This window comes from Pseudomonas brassicacearum (assembly GCF_003732265.1).
Lineage (GTDB): Bacteria > Pseudomonadota > Gammaproteobacteria > Pseudomonadales > Pseudomonadaceae > Aquipseudomonas > Aquipseudomonas brassicacearum_D.
The window spans coordinates 1040426-1066564 of the sequence record NZ_MOBK01000001.1 but is presented as its reverse complement, the minus strand read 5'-3'; the positions used below and the strand labels follow the sequence as shown (position 1 = coordinate 1066564).

General features: G+C 57.9%; 23 protein-coding genes and 1 pseudogene. 22 read left to right on the top strand and 2 right to left on the bottom strand.

The genetic code is table 11. From position 1 onward, the window contains the following. Positions 1 to 7: 7 nt before the first annotated feature. The gene (locus BK660_RS05030; protein ID WP_123432342.1) at positions 8 to 748 is read right to left on the bottom strand and encodes a DUF2889 domain-containing protein; all 741 of its coding nucleotides are present in this window, start codon (positions 746 to 748) and stop codon (positions 8 to 10) included. Between the two features lie 100 nt (positions 749 to 848). Here BK660_RS05030 and BK660_RS05025 point away from each other — a divergent pair, with 100 nt between their 5' ends. Beyond that, entirely contained in the window at positions 849 to 1649 is an 801-nt protein-coding gene (locus BK660_RS05025; RefSeq protein WP_123432341.1) for an SDR family NAD(P)-dependent oxidoreductase, read from the top strand. 67 nt (positions 1650 to 1716) lie between these two features. Here BK660_RS05025 and BK660_RS05020 read toward each other — a convergent pair whose 3' ends face one another. After that, positions 1717 to 3348, bottom strand: coding sequence for an ATP-dependent acyl-CoA ligase (locus BK660_RS05020; RefSeq protein ID WP_123432340.1), 1632 nt, complete (start codon positions 3346 to 3348; stop codon positions 1717 to 1719). Positions 3349 to 3531: 183 nt separating this feature from the next. Here BK660_RS05020 and BK660_RS05015 point away from each other — a divergent pair, with 183 nt between their 5' ends. The 21 genes and pseudogenes from BK660_RS05015 (at position 3532) to BK660_RS04915 (ending at position 26136) form a co-directional block, all read left to right on the top strand. Beyond that, positions 3532 to 4263: a TetR/AcrR family transcriptional regulator gene (locus tag BK660_RS05015; protein WP_123432339.1), complete on the top strand. Its 732-nt coding sequence runs from the start codon at positions 3532 to 3534 to the stop codon at positions 4261 to 4263. 347 nt (positions 4264 to 4610) lie between these two features. Continuing rightward, entirely contained in the window at positions 4611 to 5675 is a 1065-nt protein-coding gene (locus tag BK660_RS05010; protein ID WP_123432338.1) for an amidohydrolase family protein, read from the top strand. After that, complete coding sequence (locus BK660_RS05005) at positions 5675 to 6526, top strand: fumarylacetoacetate hydrolase family protein (protein WP_123432337.1); 852 nt, start codon at positions 5675 to 5677, stop codon at positions 6524 to 6526. The genes BK660_RS05010 and BK660_RS05005 overlap by 1 nt, the downstream gene beginning before the upstream one ends. Before the next feature lie 13 nt (positions 6527 to 6539). Then, a complete protein-coding gene (locus BK660_RS05000) occupies positions 6540 to 7442 on the top strand; it encodes a 3-hydroxyacyl-CoA dehydrogenase (RefSeq protein WP_123432336.1) in 903 nt (300 codons plus the stop codon). Then, positions 7439 to 8614: a thiolase family protein gene (locus tag BK660_RS04995; RefSeq protein ID WP_123432335.1), complete on the top strand. Its 1176-nt coding sequence runs from the start codon at positions 7439 to 7441 to the stop codon at positions 8612 to 8614. The genes BK660_RS05000 and BK660_RS04995 overlap by 4 nt, the downstream gene beginning before the upstream one ends. A 1-nt stretch (position 8615) precedes the next feature. Beyond that, positions 8616 to 9119, top strand: coding sequence for a carboxymuconolactone decarboxylase family protein (locus BK660_RS04990; RefSeq protein ID WP_185044966.1), 504 nt, complete (start codon positions 8616 to 8618; stop codon positions 9117 to 9119). Between the two features lie 140 nt (positions 9120 to 9259). Beyond that, complete coding sequence (locus BK660_RS04985) at positions 9260 to 10537, top strand: cytochrome P450 (RefSeq protein WP_123432334.1); 1278 nt, start codon at positions 9260 to 9262, stop codon at positions 10535 to 10537. Positions 10538 to 10737: 200 nt separating this feature from the next. After that, complete coding sequence (locus BK660_RS04980; protein WP_123432333.1) at positions 10738 to 12045, top strand: amidohydrolase family protein; 1308 nt, start codon at positions 10738 to 10740, stop codon at positions 12043 to 12045. Positions 12046 to 12156: 111 nt separating this feature from the next. Beyond that, entirely contained in the window at positions 12157 to 13305 is a 1149-nt protein-coding gene (locus BK660_RS04975) for an acyl-CoA dehydrogenase family protein (RefSeq protein ID WP_123432332.1), read from the top strand. Beyond that, the gene (locus BK660_RS04970; RefSeq protein ID WP_123432331.1) at positions 13305 to 14378 is read left to right on the top strand and encodes an acyl-CoA dehydrogenase family protein; all 1074 of its coding nucleotides are present in this window, start codon (positions 13305 to 13307) and stop codon (positions 14376 to 14378) included. The genes BK660_RS04975 and BK660_RS04970 overlap by 1 nt, the downstream gene beginning before the upstream one ends. After that, positions 14375 to 15175, top strand: a complete 801-nt coding sequence (locus BK660_RS04965) for a crotonase/enoyl-CoA hydratase family protein (RefSeq protein ID WP_123432330.1) — start codon at positions 14375 to 14377, stop codon at positions 15173 to 15175. The genes BK660_RS04970 and BK660_RS04965 overlap by 4 nt, the downstream gene beginning before the upstream one ends. Positions 15176 to 15217: 42 nt before the next feature. Further along, positions 15218 to 16342, top strand: a complete 1125-nt coding sequence (locus BK660_RS04960) for an acyl-CoA dehydrogenase family protein (protein WP_123432329.1) — start codon at positions 15218 to 15220, stop codon at positions 16340 to 16342. A gap of 24 nt (positions 16343 to 16366) precedes the next feature. Beyond that, positions 16367 to 16918: a glutathione peroxidase gene (locus BK660_RS04955; RefSeq protein ID WP_123432328.1), complete on the top strand. Its 552-nt coding sequence runs from the start codon at positions 16367 to 16369 to the stop codon at positions 16916 to 16918. Between the two features lie 4 nt (positions 16919 to 16922). Next, on the top strand, positions 16923 to 17783 hold the full coding sequence (gene panC / locus BK660_RS04950; protein WP_123432327.1) for a pantoate--beta-alanine ligase: 861 nt from the start codon (positions 16923 to 16925) through the stop codon (positions 17781 to 17783). A gap of 78 nt (positions 17784 to 17861) precedes the next feature. After that, positions 17862 to 18719, top strand: coding sequence for a cache domain-containing protein (locus BK660_RS04945; protein ID WP_123432326.1), 858 nt, complete (start codon positions 17862 to 17864; stop codon positions 18717 to 18719). Positions 18720 to 18761: 42 nt separating this feature from the next. Then, positions 18762 to 19502 carry an alpha/beta fold hydrolase gene (locus tag BK660_RS04940; RefSeq protein ID WP_123432325.1) on the top strand — a complete coding sequence of 247 codons (741 nt, stop codon included), beginning with the start codon at positions 18762 to 18764 and terminating at the stop codon, positions 19500 to 19502. Further along, entirely contained in the window at positions 19502 to 20707 is a 1206-nt protein-coding gene (locus BK660_RS04935) for an MFS transporter (protein ID WP_123432324.1), read from the top strand. Before BK660_RS04940 ends, BK660_RS04935 begins: the two co-directional genes overlap by 1 nt. Positions 20708 to 21354: 647 nt before the next feature. Next, positions 21355 to 21549: an AbrB/MazE/SpoVT family DNA-binding domain-containing protein gene (locus BK660_RS04930; RefSeq protein WP_123432548.1), complete on the top strand. Its 195-nt coding sequence runs from the start codon at positions 21355 to 21357 to the stop codon at positions 21547 to 21549. 49 nt (positions 21550 to 21598) lie between these two features. Beyond that, a pseudogene (locus BK660_RS04925) lies at positions 21599 to 22251 on the top strand (Sir2 family NAD-dependent protein deacetylase). A 770-nt stretch (positions 22252 to 23021) separates the two neighbouring features. Next, a complete protein-coding gene (locus tag BK660_RS04920; RefSeq protein ID WP_123432323.1) occupies positions 23022 to 25061 on the top strand; it encodes an NADPH-dependent 2,4-dienoyl-CoA reductase in 2040 nt (679 codons plus the stop codon). 157 nt (positions 25062 to 25218) lie between these two features. Then, entirely contained in the window at positions 25219 to 26136 is a 918-nt protein-coding gene (locus BK660_RS04915) for a 1-aminocyclopropane-1-carboxylate deaminase/D-cysteine desulfhydrase (protein WP_123432322.1), read from the top strand. Positions 26137 to 26139 lie beyond the last annotated feature (3 nt).

Here is a 26139-nt window from a genome sequence, read left to right as displayed (position 1 = left end):
GCCGTGGCTAAAGCATTTGCCTGAGCCACTCCTGATCCTGGGCGCACAGCTTGAGTTGTTCATGGCTGAAATCCAGGGTCGATCCCTTTATGCGCAGCGCCTGTTCAGCGCGTTCCGGTTGTTGGCTGTAGCAGAGACCGGTGTTTGCGGCGTGAATCTGCTCGTCAAGGTTGTAGGCGCGGCCCATCGAAATCAGTGTGCAACGACGAAGTAGCAGAGCCGCTTCGGCGGCTTCTTCGTTGAGAGTATTCAGCGCCCAGCGTGCCATGCCTTCGCGAAGGTTGATGCCGGAATAGGGAAAGGGCCCTTCGATCATTGTGCCGTTGACTTCCCAGGTCAGGTCCACATTGCCATCGCGTATCAAGGTCGCGCGGGTGCGATGGGCGACACGCTGACCGATATTGATTTCATAGCGACGTAGATGAGTACCGCGTGCGGCAGCTGCAATGGCGAGGCCCGCCAGGTCGAACAGATGAGTGCATTGATGGCTGGCATCAGTCTGCCGGGTAACGGAGTGGGCTACCCGGTCCAGTTTCATGCCGAGCAATTGCTGTAATTGACCGCACGCCTGCGGGCACATGGAATAGGGGTAGCGCAGCGCTTCGCCACCAATGGCAAAGACTTCACCTTGATGGTGGCGCACCCATACCCGGAAGTGGTGGAAGTCGTCTTCCAGGGCGGCACGGACCTCGCCTGTGCCATCGGCTTGATGAGCAATGATGTCCACGCGGCGACGAAATACCGTCATTCTCAATATCCTTGTCCCAGTGCTGTTTAGCCTGAAAAAATAAGCTATATTTAGACACTATAACCAATAATGTTCACAAAAAACAAAAAGCGGAGTGACTATGGCACTGCTAAATGAACAGGTTGCGCTGATTACCGGGGCAGGTGGTGGAATTGGTCGCGGCATTGCGCTGAACTTTGCCAAGGAGGGCGCTGCCGTGGTGGTCGCCGAACTGGATGTCACCAGTGGAGAGGCCGTAGTCGCCGAACTGCAAGCCCTGGGCGCCAAGGCGGTATTCATCAAGACCGACGTGTGCAGCAAGTCCGATATCGAGGCTGCCGTGCAACTGGCCGTTGACCAATTCGGTGGACTGGATATTTTGGTCAACAACGCCTTTGCGCCAACCCCCAATGTACTCCTGGAAGAAAAAACCGACGCAATGCTGGAGCAAACACTCGGCTCTACGGTGTGGGCTGCCTGGTGGGCGATGAAAGCTGCGTTGCCTCATATGAAAGCGCGAGGCGGTGGCAAGATCATCAACTTCTATTCTATCGATATCGAGATCGGTGCCTGGTTGCACGGCGACTACAACACGGCGAAGGCCGCGATCGTCGGTCTGACGCGCAGCGCGGCGTCGGAGTGGGGACGTTTCAATATTCGCGCCAATGCCATTGCTCCTACTGCGATGGGGGCCACTTTCCACAAACTCGCCGCAGAGAACCCCGGGTTTGCCGAAATGTCTGCGTCGATGCGCCCGCTGGGTCGCTGCGGCGAGCCTGAGGCCGACATTGGTCCAGTGGTGGTGTTCCTCGCGTCCGAGATGTCCCGTTTTATCACTGGCGAGACTATTCACGTCGACGGAGGGTTGCATCTGCCCGGTTATAACTCCCGTCCCAAAGGTATTCCTGTGCGCGAGTACTGATCCCACCCTTCAACTAAAAGCGCGGCCAGAGCCGCGCTTTTTTATAGCTGTTGTTTGGGTGCGACAATTATTTCTTGGAGACCACAATCGATGTGGTTTCCAGATCCCAGGTGCTCTGGGTTTTGCCTTCATCACGCAGCAGATACTTCAACACCCGACCCTGTGGGTTTTTCGGCAGGCTGCTGCGAAACTCGATATAGCGCGGCAGGGCATAGTAGGGCACCGATTCAGTGGCCCAATGGAACAGTTGCTCCGGGTCCAGCGTTACGCCTTCATGCAGCACGGCAGTCACCTTCACATCGTCCTCGCCTTTGTCTGACGGCACCGCGTGTACCGCCACTTCGGCCAGCGCCGGGTGAACAGCAAAGGCTGCTTCCATTTCAAAGCTGGAAATATTTTCCCCTCGGCGGCGCAGGTAATCCTTCTTGCGGTCGACGAAGTAGAAGAAGCCATCGTCGTCGAACTTGCCAATGTCGCCGGTGTGGAACCACATGTTGCGCATCAGCTTCTGGGTGTCTTCCGGACGGCGCCAGTAGCCCTGGAACATGATGTCCGGACGTAGCGGTCGTACGACGATTTCGCCGGCGCAGTTGGGCGACACTTCCTGATCGAGGTCGTCGACGATTCTTACGTCAAAGTCCGCAATGCGTTTGCCCGAGGAACCCGGCGCGGCATATTCACCGGCGGCCAGCGAAGTGATGACGCACGCCTCGGTCAGGCCATAACCGTTGCCGCCGACCAGTTTGGTGCCGAAACGCTCGCGCCAGATTTTTTTGGTTTCTTCGGTGTAAGGGTTGCCTCGAGCGGTATGGATCTGCCCGACGCAGCGCAACATTGCTTCGTTATCTGGCGCCTGGGCGAGGAGGCCGCCCATGCCGCCAAGGATAGAGGCGATGGTCGCGCCCGAACGTTCGACTTCTTGCCAGAAGTTCGAGACCGAGAAACGCGGGAGAATGGCGGCGCGCGCGCCCACCAGAATACTGGCGATGATCGATACACACAGCGCATTCATATGGAACAGCGGCAGCGGCGTGATCGTCACGTCGTCGGCATTGGCCGGACCGGCACGCAGTTGCAGGCGTGCCAGGTTGCACATGAAGTTGTAGCTGATCATGCAACCCTTGGAAGGGCCTGTGGTGCCTGAGGTGTAGATCAGGCAGGCAAGGTCTGAAGGCTGCGGCTTGTTGGCGAGCGGGGTGGCGTCATGGCCACGCCATTCATCCAGCGGCGCAACGCGAATTCGGCAATCAGCTACGGTCTCAAGTGTGCCACGGTGAAGAATGTGCTGGACGTCCTGCAGTTGTTCTGCGAGCGGCGTGATGCGTGGCAGGTAGGCCGCTTCGCAGATCACCACCGAGGTGCCGGTATCGGCAATCTGATGGCGGAGAAACTCGCCCTTGAGCGCGGTGTTGATTGGCACGCTCACGGCGCAGAGCTTGTTGATGGCCAGCCAGGTGGTGACGGCATCGATATTGTTATCGAGCATTGTCAGCACGGTTTCACCGGCTTTAACGCCCAGGGTGGCCAGGGCGTTGGCCATTTTGGTTGAGAGTGAGTCAACCTGAGCGTAAGTGTATAACTCGCCACTGAAATCCAACAAGATTTTGTCTGGATGCCTTGCTACTGCACGATCTAACGCTTCGATGACAGTGTCTCGTTCTCCTACTGCCCAGGTATCTGGATTGCCGCTACTGCCCATGGGTATTCTCCGTTTAGGCACCCATAGTGGGTGGCCTGCCTGATTTTATTTTGGTGAGAGAATTAGATTCTAAATACAAAATGATAAAATGTCTTTAGCAATAAGTTGAACATAAAATCTTATTTGTGCACAGTTCCTGTGCTAGTGTTGCACTATCTTTACTCTCCATGAGCCCGTCAATCCATGCCAAAAGCCGCATCCCAGAAAGCAGAAGCGCCTACGCCGGCCTCCAGAACGAAAAAGAACACGGTGCCTGATGCAGGGGTGACGCCGGTGAAACCGGTGGAGCGACGTACTGCCGCCAATGCCGTGGCAGGCGCCAAGGTCAAGCCGAACCGCCGTTCGGAAGAAACCATCGCCAATATCCTTAAAGCCACTGAGGAGGTCGTGCTGATGTCTGGCGCGGATCGTATTTCGATCCTCGATGTGTGCCAGGTCGCCGGTGTCTCGCGGGGTACTTTTTATCGCTATTTCGCGTCACAGGAGGACCTGCTGGATACCTTTTCGCGGCATAAGCGCGAAAGTTTCCACACCTCCCTGTCGCAGGAGCTGGGCAATATCAGTGACCCGGAAGCACGTCTCAATGCGCTGTTTGCCTACCTCGACAACTACCTTGAGCAAAGTCGTGCGCGGCGGTTGTTGGTGGTCGCCCCAGACTACGCGTTGGGCTTCTTTCGGCGAATTTTCCATGATTCGATCGTGCGTTTTCAGGATGGCCTGGGCATTGTTTTCGACGATTGGGATGAACGCCTCGGGGTCCGTCTTGATCGAGAACTGATCTGCGAAATGATCATTCGTTACGTATTGAGCGAAATCCTGGTGCCGGAAGCGGCGGGGCGCCGACTGTTTCCGGTGCGGGTGAAAAAACTGCTGGGGGCGTTGATCATGGGTTCCACCTCCCGCACCCGTCGCTGACCGCTCACTCACCCCCTTCTGCTATAGGCAAAGCCCCCGTATATCGGGGGCTTTGTGTTTTTGGGCGTTAATTTTTTCTTGTCTGTACGCCGCACTTTTTCCTTCCCGTTGGCATTTGTTACCCCTGAAAGGCGTTTTGTTGACTTGGGTCGATGGCTCTGGCTCGGGCTTCTTCGCGTGCCGGCAAAATAAATTGAACAGTATTTTGATTTCTGATCAATTTAAATTTAAGCTCTGGTCTTAGCGGTGAGCCCCAGGCTTCCTCTTTTCACGGCGGTCTGATCCTGATCACGTGAAGGCGCCGCGCCAATAACCAATAAAAAGTGCCAACTTCGAGGTACCTAGACATGCTTATCGATCTACACGCCCACGCACCCCACCCTGGCTATTACAACCAGCACCCTCACTGGGGGCCGTTCTTCGAGCAACACGCCGACGGCGATATCAAGCTGCGTGTAGGTGATTGGATTCTGGGCCTCGGATCGCCTGAGCGTAAGGCGGCCGTACGTTCCGGCAAGGGGCCAAAGCTTGAAGAGTATTTTGCTCGCTGGGCTGATCCGAAAGTGCGCCTGGCCGGTATGGATGCCGCCGGACAAAATCTTCAGGTGGTTTCCGTCCCGTCCCATTGCTACATGTACTGGACTGAAGCCGAATTCGCCGTGCCATTCGCACGCACCGTCAACAACACGTTGGCCGAGTACTGCTCCGCTGCCCCCGATCGCCTGATGTTCTGGGCTCATGCACCGCTCAATGCGCCGGAAGCGGCGGCGGCTGAAATACGTCACGCTTGCACAGAGCTGGGTGCCAAGGGCCTGGTCGCTGGCGGTGCCAACTTCGGTGGTCTGGAATTCGATTCGCCTGAGCTCGATGTGGTGTGGAAAACCCTGTGCGATCTGGATCTGCCGATTTTTGTCCATGGCTATAACCAGTCGGTTACCTGGGGCAAGAACGCTAACAGCGACCGCTACGAAACCACCGCCATCGTGGGGATGCAGTACGACGAAACCCGTTGTTTCTGGAACCTGATTTGCGGCGGCGTTCTGGATCGTTTCCCTGACCTCAAGGTGTACATCACCCACGGTGGCGGTTATGTACCGTACCAGCTCGGTCGTCTGGCCAAGACCAACGAAAACCTCGACGTCAAATACAACAAAAAGCCGCTGCTCGAGTACATGAAGAACTTCTACTTCGACGTAGAACTGCATGAAGTGCCGATGCGCCAAGCCCTGGTCGACATCATCGGTGCGGACCATGTGCTGTACGGCAGCAACTTCGGTGGCAGCGATGCCGTACGCCACGATCTGACCCATGGTCTGAAGTTGTCCGATTCGGACATGCGCAAGATTCGTTATGAAAACGCATGCCGCTTGCTGCACTTGGATCCTGCCAAGTTGGGCAAGGTAGGTGCCTGATGAAACTGGCGCGTTGTGAGTATTTTGCGACAGGTATTTTTTGGGCTGTAGTGGATGTCGCTCAAGATCAGGTGACGCCCATTTCCGGTGATTTCAAAGACTGGGCGCCGGCGGTGGCGGCAGGGCGTGGTATCAGTTCGATACGTTTCGCCGGGCCGTCGCTGCCTCTGTCAAAGGTGCGCCTGCTGCCCCCGATCGAACCGGTGAACCGGGTGGTCGTGGCGGGTGCCAATTACGCCAAGCATTTGGTGGAGTTCGGATTGAAGGCGCCGGCACAGCCGGTGGCCTTTCTCAAGGCCTATGGTGCGCTGATTGGCGCCAATGACCCGATTCGTTTCCCACCGCTGACTGAGGAGCTCGATCACGAAGTTGAGCTGGTGGCCGTCATCGGCACCGAAGAAATCGACCTGGAAAACCCGCTTGCGTGCGTACTCGGCTACACCGTTGGCAATGATGTGAGTGCGCGGGACCTGCAACGCAGCGGGCCGGCAGGTATTGGCATGGATTTGTTTGCGGCTAAAAGCCAGGACCAGACCACTGGCCTTGGGCCTTGGATCGTCACTAAAGACGAGTTCCCGGAAGGTTCACCAAAGCTGCGCCTGACCTTGAAAGTGAATGGCGAAATGCGCCAGGACGGGTCCACCGGCGAAATGACCTGGGATGTGGGCCAACTGATTCGCTTCGTGCAGCAGCGGTCGAGTTTTGCCAGTGGTGACGTGCTGTTCACCGGTTCGCCGGCGGGGGTGGGGATGGGCACCGGTCTGTTCCTCAAGGAAGGCGATGTAGTCGAAGCCAGCGTCGAAGGCATCGGTACATTGCGCAATGTGGTCGGTAAAAAGAACCGCGCCTAATCTGGAGCCAAACATGAACGCCAATAAAGAAAAAGTAGTCGTCGTCGGTGCGGGTCTGATGGGCACCGGTATTGCTCATGCGTTCGCCAGCTCCGGTTTCAATACGCTGTTGGTTGATACCAATGCCGCCTCATTGACGAGCGCTCGGGCAAGCATCGAAAAGATCCTTGCCGATGGTGTTCGCCTGGGTAAAGTCAGCGAAGAACAGGCTCGGCAATCATTAGCCAATCTGCTGACCTGCAGCGACTTGAGCGAAGCTGCGACAGGAGCCAATTGGCTGGTGGAGACGGTCTCCGAGCAATTGGCGGTGAAAAAGGCGGTGATCGGTCAGGCGGCACCGCTGCTGGCGGAGAACGCGATTATCGCCACCAATACATCGGCTCTCAGCGTCACCGAAATTGCAGCGTCGGTGGATTGTGCGGATCGCGTTATCGGCATGCACTTCTTCAACCCGGTGCACAAAATGAAGCTGGTGGAGCTGGTGCGTGGTTTGGCCACCAGCGATGAAGTGGTGGCGCGCACGCGCACCCTGTGCGAGCAGATCGGTAAAACCTCGATCGTCGTCAATGAATCGCCAGGCCTGACCACCAGCCGCATGTCCGCGCTCCTGGGTAACGAGGCAATGTGGATGCTGCAGGAAGGCACTGCCACCGCCGAAGACATCGACACCGCGCTACGCCTGGGCTTCAACCACCCGATGGGTCCATTGGAACTGGGTGATTTGACCGGTTGGGACACGCGGTTGTCGGTGTTGCGTTATCTGCACCAGACCTTGGGCGAAAAGTTTCGACCTTGCCCGCTGATCATCAAAATGGTCGCCGCCGGGCGGCTGGGACGCAAGTCAGGGCATGGGGTTTACCGCTATGAAGAGGGTAAACAAGTGCCGGGCTCAGGGCTAAAGGCGAGTGCGCTATGAAAGACATCGTCATAGTTGATGCGGTACGCACGCCCATCGGTAAGTTTCGTGGCAGCCTTGCCGGCGTGCGCGCTGATCACCTTGGGTCGTTGGTGCTCAACCGCTTGCTGGAGCGGGTCGATGTGTCGCCGACGCTGGTCGATGATGTGATCTTCGGCTGTGTCACGCAGATTGGCGAGCAGTCGGCCAATATTGCGCGCACGGCTTTGCTCGGAGCTGGGTGGCCGGTCACCGTTGCGGGGCTGACCATCGACCGCAAATGTGGTTCGGGTGAAGTGGCCGTGCATATGGCCGCTGGCGCCATTGCGGCAGGAGCCGCCGATATTGTGGTGGCGGGTGGCGCAGAAAACATGAGCCGCGTGCCCATGGGCAGCAACCGTGAAATCCATGGCGCTGCGTTTGGCTGGATGGCGGCGCAACGGTATGAACTGACCAGCCAGGGTGAGGCGGCCGAACGTATGGCCGACAAGTGGGCACTCAGCCGCGATGCCCTGGATGACTTCGCGTTTGCCAGTCACCAGCGTGCTGCGGCTGCCTCTGATGCCGGTTATTTCGAAAATGAAACCGTACCGGTTGTGGTTGAGCAGTTCCGTGAAAAGGAGCTGACGGACCCAGCTGTTGTGTTGCGTCACGATGAAACCATTCGCCGCGATACATCGCGGGAAAAACTGTCGACGCTTAAAACCAGTTTTCGTCCGGACACCGGACGCATCACCGCGGGTAACTCGTCGCAAATCTCTGACGGTGCGGCAGCATTGCTATTGATGAGTGGCGAAACGGCAAAAAAACTCGGCCTCAAGGCACGGGCGCGTGTCGTGGCCTTCACCACGGTCGGCTCTGATCCGACATTGATGCTCACTGGGCCGATTGCCGCTACTCAAAAGGTACTCGCCAAGGCAGGGCTGAGTATCAATGACATTGACCTGTTTGAAGTCAACGAAGCTTTTGCCTCCGTGCCGTTGGCCTGGATGCAGGAGACGGGTGTGCCGCACAGCAAGTTGAACGTCAACGGTGGCGCCATTGCCCTCGGACACCCATTGGGGGCCAGCGGCGCGCGTCTGATGACCACGATGTTGAATGAGCTCGAGCGCCGTGGCGCGCGTTATGGGTTGCAAGCCATTTGTTGTGCCGGTGGCCTGGGCACGGCCACCATCATCGAACGGCTCGATTGAGATGGCACGCCTACCGTTGATTCCTGTGGATGCCATGCCCGCCGCGTTGCAAGACGCGGTCGGGCGCGGTCAACGCAGTCGCATGCTCAGCTCTACGACGCCGGTGCAGGTCTGGGCGCATCGACCCAAGGTGGCGTTGGCCTGGCTGGGTCTGATGGAGAGTCTGCACAGCGACAGTCTGCTGGATGAGCGTTTGCGCGAACTGGTGCGGCTGAAGATTGCCAGCATCACCACCTGCAAGGCCTGCCAGTTGGCGCGAAAATCCGACCGCGTGTCGGATGAAGATATTGCGTGCATGGCGACGGACAGCGACTACTTCACGCCCGCCGAGCGTGCAGCGCTGCGTTATGCCGAGTTGTTTGCCAGTGATTACCTGAGCATCGATGACGAACATTTTGCCCGGTTAGAAGAATTTTTCTCCACTGCCCAAGTGGTAGAGCTTGGGCTGTACTGCGCGCTGATGTTGGCGGGTGGCCGCATGACACTGGTGCAGCAGGCCTATTGAACAGGTTGTATGGACCAAATAATTGATCGAAAAATTAATAAGTGTCTAATACTATCCTGATCAAGCCTATGATCACCCGTAAGCGTTAGTCTTTATGCGGGCTGGCCAAAAAAATAATGACAATAACAACGGAGACGATCATGTCCACACCGGTACAGAGCGACCTGACCAAGGTTTTTACTGACGTCGCCAGCAATTATCGCGGCACCAGTGATATCGATCTTCACGCGACCTACAGCGAAATGCGCGCCAACTCGCCCGTGCTCCAAGACAACTTCATGGCCCGCCTCGGCGTACCATCGATTGCCGGTCTGGATGCCAACCGACCCACCTTCACGTTGTTCAAATACGACGATGTCATGGCCGTCATGCGTGATGCTGGCACCTTTACCAGCGGCTTTATTGCCGAAGGGCTGGGTGCGTTTTTCGACGGTTTGATCCTAACGGCAATGGACGGTGATGCTCACAAGAGCATGCGTAATCTGCTGCAACCGGTATTCATGCCAGAGACGGTTAATCGCTGGAAAGAAACCAGGATCGACCGGGTGATTCGCGAGGAGTACATCAAACCGATGGTGCCCGCCAAGGGCGGCGACCTGATGGACTTCGCCCTGTATTTCCCGATCCGGGTCATTTACTCGTTGATCGGCTTTCCCGAGGATCGCCCGGAACAGATCGAGCAATACGCCGCTTGGGCATTAGCCATTCTGGCCGGTCCGCAAGTCGACCCGGAAAAGGCCGCCGCCGCCCGTGGCGCCGCCATGGACGCCGCACAAGCGCTGTATGACGTGGTGAAAGTGGTGGTGGCCGAGCGTCGGGCTGCGGGCGCATTGGGGGATGACTTGATCAGCCGGCTGATCGGCGTTGAGTACCAGGGGCGTTCTCTGGACGATCATGAGATCACCACCTTCGTGCGCTCACTGCTCCCGGCGGCCAGCGAAACCACGACCCGCACGTTCGGAACCTTGATGGCACTGCTTCTGCAAAATCCGGATGTGCTGGAACGGGTGCGTAATGATCGTAGCCTTGTAAATAAGGCCATTGATGAAGCGGTACGTTTTGAGCCGGTGGCTACCTTCAAGGTGCGTCAGGCGGCCAAGGATCTGGAAATTCGCGGTGTGTCCATCCCTAAAGGGGCGATGGTGCAATGTATCGTTACCTCCGCCAACCGCGATGAGGACGCGTTCGAAAATGCCGATAAATTCGACATTGACCGCAAACCGAAACCTTCGTTTGGCTTCGGCTTTGGCCCGCACATGTGCATCGGTCAGTTCGTTGCCAAAACCGAGATCAATTGCGCACTGAATGCGATCCTCGACTTGATGCCCAATATCCGTCTCGACCCGGACAAGCCGGGGCCGCAGATCGTCGGTGCACAGCTGCGCGGTCCGCATTACCTGCATGTGTTGTGGGACTGAACGGCGTCCGTACCCCGCTTGTAAATCCTCTGGGTGAACCGCGACAGGTCTTGCGCCTGCCGCGGTTCAGCCGTTCTGCCTCAAGCTATTTTCCTGACGTCGGATTTAATATGAACACATTCAAAAAATGTGTTTAATTAAAGCGGGATGTGCACTATGATTCAGGCACAACAACAAGCCCGAATGCGAAGGGGAAAACAATGAAAGTTGAAGATCTGATTCTCGTCAGTGTCGATGACCACGCGATCGAGCCACCGAATGCTTTTGCTCGTCACATGCCTGCGCGCTTCAAGGGGCGCGAGCCTCATGTCGTCAAGAAAGGTGATCGTGATGTGTGGGTCTTCGAGGAGCAGGCCACGGGCTACATGGGCCTTAACTCTGTGGTCGGTCGACCTAAAGAGGAATACGGCATGGAGCCGTTGGGCTACGAGCAAATGCGCCGTGGCACCTGGAACATCAAGGACCGCGTCGACGACATGAACGCCAACGGCGTGCTCGGTTCATTGTGCTTTCCAACCTTCCCGGGCTTTGCCGGGCAGCGCTTCCAGGTGCATGCAGACCGCGACGTCTCAATGGCCGCTATCCAGGCCTACAACGACTGGCATTTGCACGACTGGTGCAACGCTGCACCAGGTCGTTTCATTCCGCTGATGATCGTACCGTGGTGGGACATGAAAGCCGCCGCTGCCGAAGTGGAGCGTCTGGCTAAACAGGGTGTGCACGCGCTGTCTCTGTCTGACAACCCGGCGATTCACGGTTACCCGTCGATCCATAGCGATTACTGGGATCCATTGTGGAAGGCCTGCAGCGATAACAAAGTCGTGATCTGCTGCCATATCGGTACCGGCGTCAAAGCCAACCACGCATCGGATATGTCGCCAATCGATGCCTGGATCACCTCCATGCCGATTTCCATCGCCAACTCCGCCGCGGACTGGATCTGGGCGCCGATGTGGAAGAAATTCCCGGACCTGCGCATGGCGCTTTCCGAAGGCGGCATCGGCTGGATTCCTTATCTGCTGGAACGTGCTGACTTCACGCACCGTCATCACAACGCGTGGACCAACTCCAACTTCGACGGGAAGATGCCGAGCGATATTTTCAACAAGCACTTCATCACCTGCTTTATCGAAGACAACTTCGGCCTGAAAAACCTCGACTATTTGAACGCCGAGATGGTCACCTGGGAAAGCGATTACCCGCACTCCGACTGCACCTGGCCGAACTCCCCGGAAACAGCGTGGGCAGGGTTGCAGCACCTGCCCAAAGAGATGATCGACAAGGTCACTCACTTGAACGCGATGCGCGAGTTCTCCTTCGATCCGTTCTCCATTCACGGTCGGGAAAACTGCACGGTCGGCGCGCTGCGGGCTCAGGCTACCCACGTCAGCATCGAACCCGCCCTGGGCCTGGGTGGTGCCGACCATGGTCGCCACGACAACAAGCCGGTCACCTCCGGCGACATCAATGCGATGTTCGCCCAGGCTGACGCGCAAACCGCGTTGTAAGGTGCCGCTGCTCCTGCGGCCGTCGGCCAACGACGGTCGCAGGAGTGGTTGCCGTTCTGTGGTCGTTTCGTTCGAAGCGATTGCGCCAGTGTTCAGCGTTAGAGAGCGCATATGGCAATCAGTCAATTTACCTACAGCAATATTCCCCCTGAGGCTGAAGCGCTTCGCGCGCAAGTGCGGGCATTCATTCACGACACGTTGGCCGATTACCCACCGACCTTGAGTGCCCAGTCGTGGATGGGCTTCAGTGCAGAGTTCAGTAAAAAACTCGGCGCCCGGGGTTGGGTCGGCATGGCCTTGCCCAAGGCGTACGGCGGTGCAGAGGCGGGGCCGTTTGCCCGTTATGTGATTATTGAAGAATTGCTGGCGGCCGGCGCACCGGTATCGGCCCATTGGATCGCTGACCGCCAAAGCGGGCCGCTGATCAATCGCTTCGGTACCGAGAAACAAAAGCAGCATTACCTGCCGGCCATTTGCCGGGGTGAAAGTTACTTCTGCATTGGCATGAGCGAGCCCAATTCCGGCTCTGACCTGGCCTCGATCAAGAGCACCGCCGTCCGTGAGGGCGACAGCTGGCTACTCAACGGCCAGAAGGTCTGGACAACGAATGCCCACCATTCGCAGTACATGATTGCGCTGGTGCGTACGGGTGAAAAGCAGGCGGCCCGCCATGAGGGGATGTCGCAATTTATCGTCGATCTGAGCTTGCCCGGCATCACCATCCGACCTATTCGCGATCTGGCCGGTGGCGAGCACTTCAACGAAGTGTTTTTCGACAATGTGCGCTTGCCCGCCGACGCGCTGATCGGCACTGAAGGCAAAGGTTGGGACCAGGTGACTGCCGAACTGGCCTTCGAGCGTAGCGGCCCTGAGCGGTTCCTCAGCTGTATGGCGTTGTTGAAAACACTGATTGATGCGGTGGGCAAGAGGCCCAATGCGTTACAAGCGCGAGAGATCGGGCGTCTTTCGGCCAAGCTGCTGACACTGCGCAATATGTCATTGTCGGTCACGGCACAACTGGCCGCCGGTGAGCACCCAGCCTGGGCGGCCTCCTGCGTGAAAGACCTCGGCAATGCCTTTGAGCAGGAAATTCCCGAGGTTGCCCAGTTATTACTGGAAACCGAGCCACGGCAAGACGGCGGCAGCGAACATGCGCGCGTGCTGGCTTACCTGACACAAATGGCGCCCTCATTTTCACTGCGTGGGGGCACCCGCGAAATTCTGCGCGGCATCATTGCCCGCGGCTTGGGGTTGCGATAATGCGCGAGATATTTGAAGCGACGATTGAACGACTGTTTGCCGATTTGGCGACGCCGGCTTATGTGATGGGCTGTGAAGGCGGCGAATGGCCGGCCGAGTTATGGTCTGCGCTGGACGAGTCGGGCTTTACCCTGGCGGGTGTCAGCGAAGCATTGGGCGGTGCCGAAGCCAGCTGGGCTGATATGTATGTGCTGGTCCGTGCCGCGGGGCGCTTTTCTGTTCCCGCACCGTTGGGTGAGGCCCTGTTTGCCAATTGGCTGTTGAGCAAGGCCGGGTTGGAGGGGCGGGCGGGCGCCCTGAGTATCGCCGCGCACACCGATCTGGTGCTTGAGGGGGAGCGCGTCTATGGCACTGCCTATTCAGTACCTTGGGGGCGCAATGTTGAAGCGATCGTAGCGATTGCCAACAGTGCGACCGGTGTTGCGCATGTAGTGTTGCTTGCGCGCAGTGCAGCCAGCGAACTCACGCTGAGCTTGAATGTGGCGGGCGAACCGCGCGATGACCTGGGTTTCACCAGCGCTCAGGTACTGGCGCACGCTGCGCTGCCTGAAGGGTTTGACGCAAATGTCCTGGAGTTGGGCGGCGCAATGTTGCGCTCGGCGCAGATTGCCGGGGCATTGCACGCTCTATTGGACATGACCGCCAACTATGCCGGTGAACGCAAACAGTTCGGCAAGGCCATTGGTTCGTTTCAGGCCATTCAACAGCAACTCGCCGTATTCGCTGAACAAGCCGCTGCCGCCGGGATTGCCGCCGAGTCGGCCTTCGTAGAATCCCGTTGTGGACTTGCTGCACTGACCATTGCCGCTGCAAAAATCAGCACGGCAGAAGCCGCCAGTGTGGGCGCCGGTTTTGCCCATTCGGTGCATGGTGCCATTGGCTTTACCGAGGAATATCCCCTGCATTTGCACACCCGCCGGTTGTGGGCGTGGCGCAGCGAATTCGGTTCGGCCAGCCTGTGGAGTCAACGTCTGGGCGCCCAGGTTTGCCAGGGTGGCAGCGAGGGATACTGGCCATTGCTGACCCAGCATGGCCAACAATCATTAACCTGCCTTGTGAGTAATCCGGCATGAGCCCGTTTCTTCAGATCGAGCGCGAGGGCGGCATCGTCACTGTGCGCATGAACCACCCCGAAACCCGCAATGCCCTGACGACACCTGAGCAGATTCAGGAGTTTGTCGACCTCTGTGCCGAACTGCGTCGCGACACCTCGGTACGGGTCATGGTGCTTACTGGCAATGGCAGTGCGTTCTGTGCCGGCGGCAACGTCAAGGATATGCACGAGCGCGGCGGCATCTTTGCCGGCTCGCCTTATGAGCTGCGTAACACCTACCGTGACGGCATTCAGCGTATTCCCTTGGCGATCTATGAGCTGGATATTCCAGTCATCGCTGCGGTCAACGGCCCGGCGATTGGTGCGGGTCTCGATCTGGCGTGCATGTGCGATATCCGTCTGGCGGCGCCCAAGGCGATTTTCGCCGAGAGTTTCGTGCGTCTGGGCATTGTTCCGGGTGACGGCGGCGCCTGGCTGTTGCCGCGCATTATCGGCATCCCGAAAGCCAGCCTGATGGCGTTCACCGGTGACGCTATTGATGCGACCAAAGCGCTGGAATGGGGCCTCGTCGAGCAAGTCTGCACCCATGAAACCCTGCAGTCGGAAGCGCAAGCACTGGCGCGGCGGATCGCCAGCAACCCGGGCCATGCGTTGCGCTTGTGCAAGCGCCTGCTGCGCGAAGGCCAACATATGCGACTCGACTCGCTACTGGAATTGTCTGCTGCGTACCAGGCGCTGGCGCATCACACCGAGGACCATCAGGAAGCGGTGGCGGCGTTTGTCGACAAGCGCGACCCGCAATACCGGGACCGCTGATTACTCATTGCCCACAACAAGAATCGATCTGGAGTAAGCAAGATGCGTGGCGTATTTCGTGAAGACCACAACATGTTCCGTGATCAGGCCCGCCGTTTCGTCGACCGCGAAATCGTGCCCTACCTGCATGAGTGGGAAAAAAACGGCATCGTTCCCAAGGAAGTCTGGCTCAAGGCAGGTGAGAACGGCTTGCTGTGCTCCACGGTGCCCGAAGAATACGGCGGCCCGGGAGGCGACTTCGGTCACTCGGCGGTGATGATCGAAGAACTGGCGCGAGCCAATGCCACCGCCGTGGGTTTCACCACGCACTCGGAAATCGTCACCCCTTACATCGTTGCCTACGGTTCTGAAGAGCAGAAGCAGCAATGGTTGCCACGCATGGTCAGCGGCGAATTGATTGGCGTGATCGCGATGAGCGAGCCGGGGATTGGCAGCGACCTGCGAGCCATGCGCACGTCGGCGCGGCGTGACGGTGATGACTACATCGTCAACGGCCAGAAAACCTTCATCACCAACGGCGGCAATGCCGGGCTGGTGGTCACCGCCACCAAGATGGATCCTGCGGCCAAAGAGCTGACCTTGATCTGCGTCGAAGACACCCGTGCCGGCTTCGCCAAGGGCCGTCTGCTGGAGAAGATCGGCCTGAAAGGACAGGACACCGCCGAGCTGTTCTTTGATGAGGTGCGGGTGCCGGTTGGTAATCGTTTGGGCGAGGAGGGGATGGGGTTCAAATACCTGACTCACCAATTGGCCTGGGAACGCTTGATCATTGCTATCCGCGCCGCTCAATCGATCGACACGCTGCTGGAAGAAACCATCGGCTACACCCGTGAACGCAAGGTCTTTGGCAAGCCGGTTCTCGACTTCCAGAACACCCGCTTCAAGCTGGCGGAAGCCAAGGCCCAGGCCACCATGTTGCGAGTATTCGTCGACGACTGCCTGGCCAAGGTGATGCGCGGCGAGTTGACACCGGAAATCGCTGCAATGGCCAAGCTGCTGGGGTCGGAAATGCAGGGCAAGTTGCTCGACGAGTTCCTGCAACTTCATGGCGGCTACGGCTTCATGAGCGAATACAAGATCAGTCGCGCCTGGGTCGACGCCCGAGTCGCCCGCATCTACGGCGGCACCTCGGAAATCATGAAAGAAATCATCGGCCGTACCCTTTGAAGCACACCTGCATGAGGCAGATAAATGAGTAATTCCCTTTACGATATTCCGCTGAAGCAGATCGATGGCAGCGCCAGCCGCCTTGGCGACTATCGGGGCAAAGTCCTGCTGGTGGTGAACGTGGCTTCAAAATGTGGCCTGACCCCGCAATACGAGGGGTTGGAAAAACTCTACCAAAGCAAAAAATCCCAGGGGCTGGAAGTGCTGGGGTTCCCTGCCAACAACTTCAGGGAGCAGGAACCGGGTAGCGACGCGGATATCGTTGAGTTCTGTTCAGTGAACTATGACGTTCATTTTCCGTTGTTCTCGAAAATATCGGTTGTCGGCGCCGACCAGCATCCTCTCTACGCCGAACTGACGGCCACACAGCCTGAGACGACGGGTGAAGGTCCTTTCCGGGAACGTCTGAAGGGGTATGGCATTGAGTCCGCCAATACGACGGATGTGCTCTGGAACTTCGAGAAGTTTCTGATCGATCGTCACGGCAAGGTTGTCGCTCGTTTCGCTCCGGACGTTGCCGCTGATGATCCTCGGTTGCTTGAGGCAATCGAAGTGCAACTGGCCAAGGAGGCGTGAAGCGGTGCTGACAGTCGATACGGTTGGCGCGCTTCGCGCGCTCGTGACTCGCGCCCGGGGTGAAAACAAGAAAGTCGCGCTGGTGCCGACCATGGGCAACTTGCATGACGGTCATATCGCCCTGATTCATTGCGCAAAACAGCGAGCTGACTTCGTCGTTGCCAGCATCTTCGTCAACCCGCTCCAGTTCGGGGCGAATGAGGATCTGGCCAACTATCCTCGCACGCCCGACGCGGATCGAGAGCGGTTGGTCAACGCCGGCTGTGATGCGCTGTTTGCCCCGGGTGTCGAACAGATCTATCCCGATGGAATGCTCAATCAAACCATCGTCAGTGTGCCGAAGGTGTCCGAAGGTCTTTGCGGTGCCGCACGCCCTGGACACTTCGATGGCATGGCAACGGTCGTCATGAAACTGCTGAACATTGTTCAGCCGGACGTAGCGGTTTTCGGGGAAAAGGACTATCAGCAGCTGGCCGTCATTCGTTCGATGGTCAGGGATCTCAATGTGCTGACTGACATTGTCGCGGCCCCTACGATCCGGGCCTCGGATGGATTGGCATTATCGTCGCGCAACGGCTATCTGAATGCGCAGGAGCGCACGGTAGCGCCCCTTCTTTACGAGTGTCTGAAGCAGATGGCTGCGTCCATTCAGGACGAGAGGCAGGTTGAGGAGCGCCAGGTTCATGAGTGTCGCCAGCGCATAACCGTCGCTGGTTTTCAGTTGGAGTATTTCGAAGTCCGCAATGCGCAGGATCTGAAACCTGCGACAAGCCACGATACCCATCTTGTGATTCTGGTAGCTGCGCGCATCGGCAAAACCCGCCTGATTGACAATCTGACGGTGGACATTCGCCCGGGTGACTGAATCAAACATCACGGATCGCCAGCCACCCTGGCGGACGCTGTACTTCGCCACATCAGAAAGATCATCAGAGGAAAATCAATGAGCCTTTATCGCGTCTTCGCTGGGCTTTGCCTGTGCTTGTTCTCCCTTGTCGGAGTCGCACAGCAAACGCCAGTGGATGCCTATGACGCCGACACACAGCGCGCCAATGCGTTACTGGCAAAAGCTGTCGCCGAATACAAAGCCAAAGGCGACGCAGCCCTGGCCGAATTCAGCCGGCAGGGGGCCTATGTTGATGGTGAGCTGTACATCTATGTGGTGGATACCTCTGGTGTGATGCTTGCCAGCGGCGGCCCTTCAGCTTCGCTGATTGGAAAACCGGTGTTCAGCGTCCTGGACGACGACCTCAAAGCGATATTCCAGCAAATCATTTCGCAACCAGAGGATGGCGTTGTGCGAAGCGCCGAATACCGCTGGTGGAACTGGCAGCACGCCAAGGTCGAGCGCAAACGCGTGTTCTATGAGCGTGTGCAGGATCGAGTGATCTCCGTGGGTTACTACATGCCACGCTCCAGCCCCGAACAGGCACAACAGCTGCTGCACCAGATTTCCGGGCAAGTTGCCAGCGACGCGAAAACCACTCTCGATCTCATCAATCAGCACGATAAACAGCTCACTCAGGATGACCTTTACGCCTTTGTTGTGGACTTGAAAACCAAGCGGTTTGTCGCTCACGGCTTTACACCCCGGCTGATCGGCACCGACTTCAAGTCATTGCGCTCAACCGACGGCAAACCGATTGGCGAGGACATTCTCAAGCAGATGAAGACCCATGAAACCGGGGAAATCGCTTACCTGTGGCGCAACCCCATTACCGGGCAGAACGAATACAAAAGGACCTTTCTGCAGCGGGTGAACGGGTACGTCGTTGCCGTGGGCTGCTACGCAATCAAGTGATCAAGACCGGGATTACCGGCATCCACAGTAAGGAGCGTGCGCATGACTGATTTGGTGTTGCTGCATGGCGGCAACCATGGTTCGTGGTGTTGGGGGCCTTTCGTGGAGGCGCTGCAACAGCAACCCGGATGCTTTGAACGCGTGATTACGCTCGATATGCCCGGGTGCGGCACAAAGCGTGGCCGTGATGTTGGATCTCTGCGGCTCGACGATGTGGTCACGGAACTCAATGAGGACCTGCGAGCACTTGGCCTGAACCGGGCGGTCTTGCTTGGGCACTCCATCGCGGGCGCCTTGCTGCCAATGATGGTGCAGGCCGCTCCTCAACTGTATTCACGTTTGGTGTACCTGGCGTGCGCATTGCCCAGTGAGGGGCAATCGATTCTGGAGCTGCTCGGCACCCAGTTGCATGGCGAAAACCCGGAGCATGTCGGCTGGCCGCTGGACCCCGCGCAAACAACCCCTCAAGCGCTGGCCGTGGCCATGTTTGGTCAGGATCTGAGTGAGCAAACATTGGCGTGGCTGTTGAGCGAAGTGAGCCAGGACACGACGCCACCCTGCGTGGCAACAGACTCCATCAGCCGCGCGGGGTACCCGGGAACGATTCCGGCCAGTTACATCCTCACATTGCGTGACAACATCCTGCCCGTCGACTGGCAGAGGCGTTTTGCGCAACGTGCCGATGCGAGCATGATCATCGAAATAGATACCGCGCACGAACCATTCGTATCGCACCCGCAGTTGCTCGCGGATGTCGTACGGGGCATAGAGCGGCATGAGTGATGGACGATATCGGTGTTTTAAGCCGTAGCAGCGACAAGGCAATCCGCAGCCATGGGTTGATCCTGTCCATTATCATTTTCAACTTTATCTCGTACGTATGCAGCGGCTTGCCGCTTGCGGTATTGCCGGGCTATGTCCTCAATGACTTGGGCCTGACCTCGGTTGTCGCGGGCGTCATGATCAGCTCACAGTACCTGGCGACGCTTCTGGCCCGCCCCTTGGCCGGTGGCGTGGCGGATCGCCGGGGTGCCAAATTTGCGGTGGTGTGTGGGTTAAGCGGCTTGATGTTGAGCGGCACCCTGACGACGCTTGCCATAATCTTGCACGCCCAGCCCTGGTTGACCCTGACGCTGTTGCTGCTGGGGCGGTTGGTGCTGGGCGCGTCCACGGCCATGATCTCAACACCTTGCTGCACTTGGGCCATCGGGTTGTGTGGCGCCCCTCGGGCAGCACAAGTCATGTCGTGGAACGGAATCGCGGCTTACGGCGGTACGGCAGTCGGCGCGCCTTTAGGCGTGTTGCTGCGCAGTTCATTGGGTATTTCCAGTGTCGGCTTGTGCACCGTGTTGCTGGGCCTGATGTTCCTGCTTCTGGCTCTGGGCAAGCGCCCGGCACCGTTGATTGCCGGAACTCGGCTGGCGTTTTATCGAGTTCTGTTCGCGGTCATGCCCAATGGCCTGGTTCTGGTGTGCAGCTCGGTAGGGTTTGGCGGGCTGACGGCATTCGTCGCGCTGTACTTCGACAGCCTGGGGTGGGACCACGCCGCCTACTGTCTGAGTGGTTTCGGGGCTGGGTTTATCGTTGCCCGGTTGTCGTCGCCGGGAATACTGCAGCGATACAGAGGATACAAAGTGGTGGGCGGCTGCCTGCTAGTACAGACGTTGGGCATGTTGTTGATATGGCTTGCGCCATCTCCTGCGTTGGCCATTGCGGGTGGTGCGTTGACCGGGATCGGGGTGTCTTGGGTCTATCCGGGGCTTGGGATGGAGACATTGGCTAGCACGCCGGCCGCTAACCGTAATTCGGCGCTGAGTGCCCTTTCATTATTTTTTGATATTGCCGTGGGGATGGCCGGCCCGGTGATGGGGCTGATTGCTTCAGGGTTTGGGTTCGCTGCGATATTTCTGTGTGCTGCACTGATGTCGATAGCCGGGTTTGTGACGGTGGTCTGTTTATGTCGGCGAGCGGGCCGAATTTGCAACTGATGCCGGGCTGGTTTCTCGTTCAAAATTGAGTTAACAAAATCCAGTAGTTGATGAACAGTCATGATGTGCCGGTTTGCGTTCCGGGGTAGTCCATTAAGTCGGGCGGCCTGGCTTGTCCACATTCTGTCAGTCTACGCAGCAAGCATAAGCTTCGCATCAATATGGCTCCGCTTGGTCGATATCTACCTGCCGTGAGGGGAAGAAACCGGCCCAAAAGGTGGCAGCCGGCATTGGAGCTATCACTAGCATGAATTCGCAAAAATCAGGTAACTGACTCCCAGAAAATGTCGGCAATGCCGCACCGCACCGCACCAGCACTCTTAACGATCCGCACACAGGACTGGCGTAACAAATATAGGCAGGTCTAGCGATATCTAGTGATGTATAGCGAATTTCGCTATACATCACTAGATATCGCTATATTTCGTGAATTGCTCGATCACAGATGACAGCGTATCTACATGCGCTGCCGTGCAAGTTCAAGACTCAGGTCGCAGACGGCAGTAATTTTAGCGGTGCGCAGTCCATCGTAACGGGCGACTACCGGCCAGAAGAAGCCATTAGCAATCTGCGTCATGCTTCAACTGGCGAAGACATTCGCGAGCATAATGAATCGTCATCACCAAGACCAAAGCGTGAGTAATATCATGACCGAAGCCCAACGCTGGACAGTGAAATGCCAAGATCCTGCAGATGGAAGTGGCGACGTCATCATTGACCTGCCGCCTGACCTACTCGCCAGCTTAGGTCTGGGCATCAGCGACGTCCTGACCATTGACGTAATCGACGGTGCGATAGTTCTGACGCCGAAGTCGAGTGACTCTGTGAGCGCGAAGCAGTAAAGCAGGAGAAGATCGGTACTATGACTGTCACAGAGCAAGCTGTAGACGAATTACAGAAGGCCAAGAAGGTGGTCTTTTTACTGACGCCGGTATCTCTGCCAATAGCGGTATCCCCACGTACCGCGAAAAACTTTCTGGAATCTGGGCAGGATACGATCCAAGGGATTTAGAGACGGCCAAGGCCTTTCGGGAAAACCGGCGCTGGTATGGAGGTGGTATTTATGGCGGCGGCTCCGAGTCGCTCAAGCAGAGCCAAATGCGGCACATCTTGCGGTAGCGCGCATGGCTGACTCACAACGCCAGGTTTCTGTTATCACCCAGAATAATGACGACCTTCATGAGCGAGCCGGCTCTTAAAATGCGGTGCATTTGCATGGCAGTTTGGCAATGCCCAAATGTTTTCGCCTGTTATCGGCCTGCGGTAGTTTCACCAGATCAATCAGCTGTGCCGGCGCTCTGATCGAGCCTCCTAGGTGTCATCGCTGTAACGGCAAAGTGCGCCCTGCGGTGGTCTGGCACGGGGAGGATTTGCCACCCCAGGTTTGGAAGGCCGCACTGCTCCTGGTGAAGAATTGCGATCTTCTTATCTCAGTGGGCGCATCTGGGATTGTCATGCATGCCGCAGGCCTTCTCGACCTTGCGTTGGCGTCTGGGGCTTCGGTCATTCATGTGAATAAGGCAGGCGTCGCAATGGGTGAATAGGGGGAGTTCATGCTGATGGGAGCTGCCGCCGACGTAATTCGTCGCACATCAGCAAAACATCTCTGTTGGATAGTTAACTAATGCCACGCTGATAACGTCTGCAAGTCCCGACGCAAACGAATGTCTCCTTCTGGCCGATTGCTGCCTGCCGCAAAGGGGGGCGGACATGCTTACCCGTTTTAAGAACTAATGACGTCATTTTATTTTCTAATGACCACTGAAGGTAAGGCAGTAAATGCAATAGGCCGTCTAAACCACAAGTTTATAGTGGCGCCTATGGAAACCTTCAGGAGTATCGAATGCGTTGTGCCAGCGCCGGAATCGGCAGCCTCGCCGAGGTCGCTCGATGTTTGAGCGATATTTGCTGGGGAGCCAAGAGTATTGCCAAGCAGGAGGTGTGCTTCGGTGTGCGGCTATTCAGCGCCGCACCGCGGAAATTCTTCTAGCAACGGCCCGACTTCATGACATAAAACCTTTCACAAACGGCGCCCATGTTGGCGTTTAAGGTTTTCGCGACACGGCTGGCCATGGTTGGCTGGTTCCATTCTTAATGAAAAGAATTCCAATCGTAGTGAAAACTCATGGCAGGGTTTGCGGCTAGGGTAGGGCGCCTGTCGGCGCTTGCCAAGGGGTGCTGCGCATTTTGATCATTAACTTGTCAGTTTCGGTCATTGAGTGACAGCGATGCGACTCTTAGTCTGTCCACCATGACTGACGGGAGCCAAAGAGCTCCTGCACTTTTTCCGTGATCGCTCGATGTGGAGTTACAAATGGCCGCCGCTCACTACCCGCACCTGTTGGCCCCGCTGGACCTGGGTTTTACCACGCTGCGCAACCGCACCCTGATGGGCTCGATGCACACCGGTCTTGAGGAGAAACCCGGCGGTTTCGAACGTATGGCGGCGTACTTTGCCGAACGTGCTCGCGGCGGCGTTGGCCTGATGGTCACCGGCGGCATCGGCCCTAACGACGAGGGTGGGGTGTATTCCGGGGCGGCCAAGCTGACCACCGAGGAAGAAGCGCTCAAGCACCAGATCGTGACGCGCGCTGTGCACGAGGCGGGCGGCAAGATCTGCATGCAGATCCTCCACGCCGGGCGTTATGCCTACAGCCCGAAACAGGTCGCACCCAGCGCCATCCAGGCACCGATCAACCCGTTCAAGCCCAAAGAGCTGGACGAGGAAGGCATCGAGAAGCAGATCAGCGATTTCGTCACCTGTTCGGTGCTGGCGCAAACCGCCGAATACGACGGCGTCGAGATCATGGGCTCGGAAGGTTATTTCATTAACCAGTTCCTCGCCGCCCACACCAACCACCGCACCGACCGTTGGGGCGGCAGCTACGAAAACCGTATGCGCCTGCCGGTGGAAATCGTCCGTCGCGTGCGTGAAGCGGTCGGCCCGAACTTAATCATCATCTTCCGCCTGTCAATGCTCGACCTCGTGGAAGGCGGCAGCAGCTGGGAAGAAATCGTCACCCTGGCCAAGGCCATCGAACAGGCCGGTGCCACGATCATCAACACCGGGATCGGCTGGCACGAAGCGCGGATTCCGACCATCGCCACCAAAGTGCCGCGCGCGGCTTTCAGTAAAGTCACCGCCAAACTGCGTGGCTCGGTGAGCATTCCGCTGATCACCACCAACCGTATCAACACCCCGGAAGTGGCCGAACAGATTCTGGCTGAAGGCGACGCCGACATGGTGTCGATGGCGCGGCCGTTCCTCGCCGACCCGGACTTCGTCAACAAGGCCGCTGAAGGGCGCGCCGATGAAATCAACACCTGCATCGGTTGCAACCAGGCGTGCCTCGATCACACCTTCGGCGGCAAGTTGACCAGTTGCCTGGTCAACCCGCGTGCTTGCCATGAAACCGAACTCAACTACCTGCCGGTGCAACAGATCAAGAAAATCGCCGTGGTCGGTGCCGGTCCTGCGGGGCTTTCCGCTGCGACGGTGGCCGCCGAGCGCGGGCATCAGGTGACGCTGTTTGATTCGGCTAGCGAAATCGGCGGTCAGTTCAACATCGCCAAGCGCGTACCGGGCAAGGAAGAGTTCTTCGAAACCCTGCGCTATTTCAACCGCAAATTGCAGACCACCAACGTCGAGGTGTGCCTGAACACCCGCGTCGACGTGGCTCGACTGGTCGAGGGCGGTTACGACGAGATCATTCTCGCCACCGGCATCGCGCCACGGACCCCGGCGATTCCTGGCGTGGAAAACGCCAAGGTGTTGAGCTACCTGGACGTGATCCTGGAGCGCAAACCGGTGGGCAAACGGGTCGCGGTGATCGGCGCGGGCGGCATCGGTTTCGACGTGTCGGAATTCCTCGTCCACCAGGGCGTCGCCACCAGTCAGGACCGCGACGCGTTCTGGAAGGAGTGGGGCATCGATACTCACCTTGAAGCGCGCGGTGGCGTGGCGGGCATCAAGGCCGAACCGCATGCACCGGCGCGTGATGTGTTCCTGTTGCAACGCAAGAAATCCAAGGTCGGCGACGGCCTCGGTAAAACCACGGGCTGGATTCACCGCACGGGGCTCAAGAACAAGCAGGTACAGATGCTCAACAGCGTCGAGTATTTGAAGATCGACGACGAAGGACTGCACATTCGCATCGGCGAAAGCGGTGAGCCGCAAGTGTTGGCGGTGGACAACATTGTGATTTGCGCCGGGCAAGACCCACTGCGTGAATTGCAGGACGGGTTGGTCGCGGCCGGGCAGAATGTTCATCTGATTGGTGGCGCGGACGTGGCGGCGGAGCTGGATGCCAAGCGTGCGATCAATCAGGGTTCGCGGTTGGCTGCTGAGTTGTAATCAGCAGGTTAAGCATACCAATGGCCTTCGCGAGCAAGCCCGCTCCCACACTCGATCTATGTGGCAACGAAGATCAAATGTGGGAGCGGGCTTGCTCGCGAAGGCGTCCTTAGAGCGTCTAGAATGCTGGCTCTTAACTGAGCTCAATCAGGCGCTAATGCTTTTTCCTCCAGCAAACTGGCTCCCCCAAGCCCCTCTCGACCCCCTCCCTCTCGACTGGCTCACTACCGCCGGCATCGACGTCGCGATCCTGCGCCTTGACCAAATCGACCCGCTAATCAGCGGCAACAAGTGGTTCAAGCTCTTCGAGCACCTCAACGCCGCCAACCTCGCCGGCGCCAAAGGCATCATCAGCCTGGGCGGTGCTCACTCCAATCACCTGCACGCGCTGGCCGCCGCTGGTAAACGCTTCGGTTTCAACACCGTCGGACTGCTGCGCGGCCATCCACACGACACCCCGACGGTGAAAGACCTGCAGGCATTCGGCATGCAATTGCACTGGTTGGGCTACGGCGGCTACCGCGCGCGGCATGAACCGGGTTTCTGGCAGCCGTGGCAGGCGCAATACCCCGATGTGTATCCGGTGCCGGAAGGGGGCGGCGGTCTGCGTGGCGCGCGCGGGTGCGTGTCGTTGAAGGCAATGGTCGACGATCAATTGAATCGTTTGGGATGGAGCGACTTCGACGGCTGGTGGCTGGCGTGCGGAACCGGCACCACCCTGGCCGGCCTGGTGCTGGCCGAGGCGGGTGAACGCATTGTGTATGGCGCAATGGCGGTGCCCGACGATCACGGCGTTGCGCAACAGGTCGAATCGATACTGCAAGAAGCGGATGTGCCGCGGCGTAACTTCGAACTGCTGGACGCCAGCCGTGGCGGCTTTGCCAAAGTCGATCAGTCGTTACTCGACTTCATCGATCAGACCGAACAAGCCTGCGGTGTGCCGCTCGAACCGCTCTACACCGGCAAGGCGCTGCTGATGCTCAAGCAGCAAGTCGAGGCAGGGCGTTTTGAAAAGGGTACACGCTTGATCTTCATCCACACCGGCGGCCTGCAGGGCCGCCGGGGATTTCAATAAGTA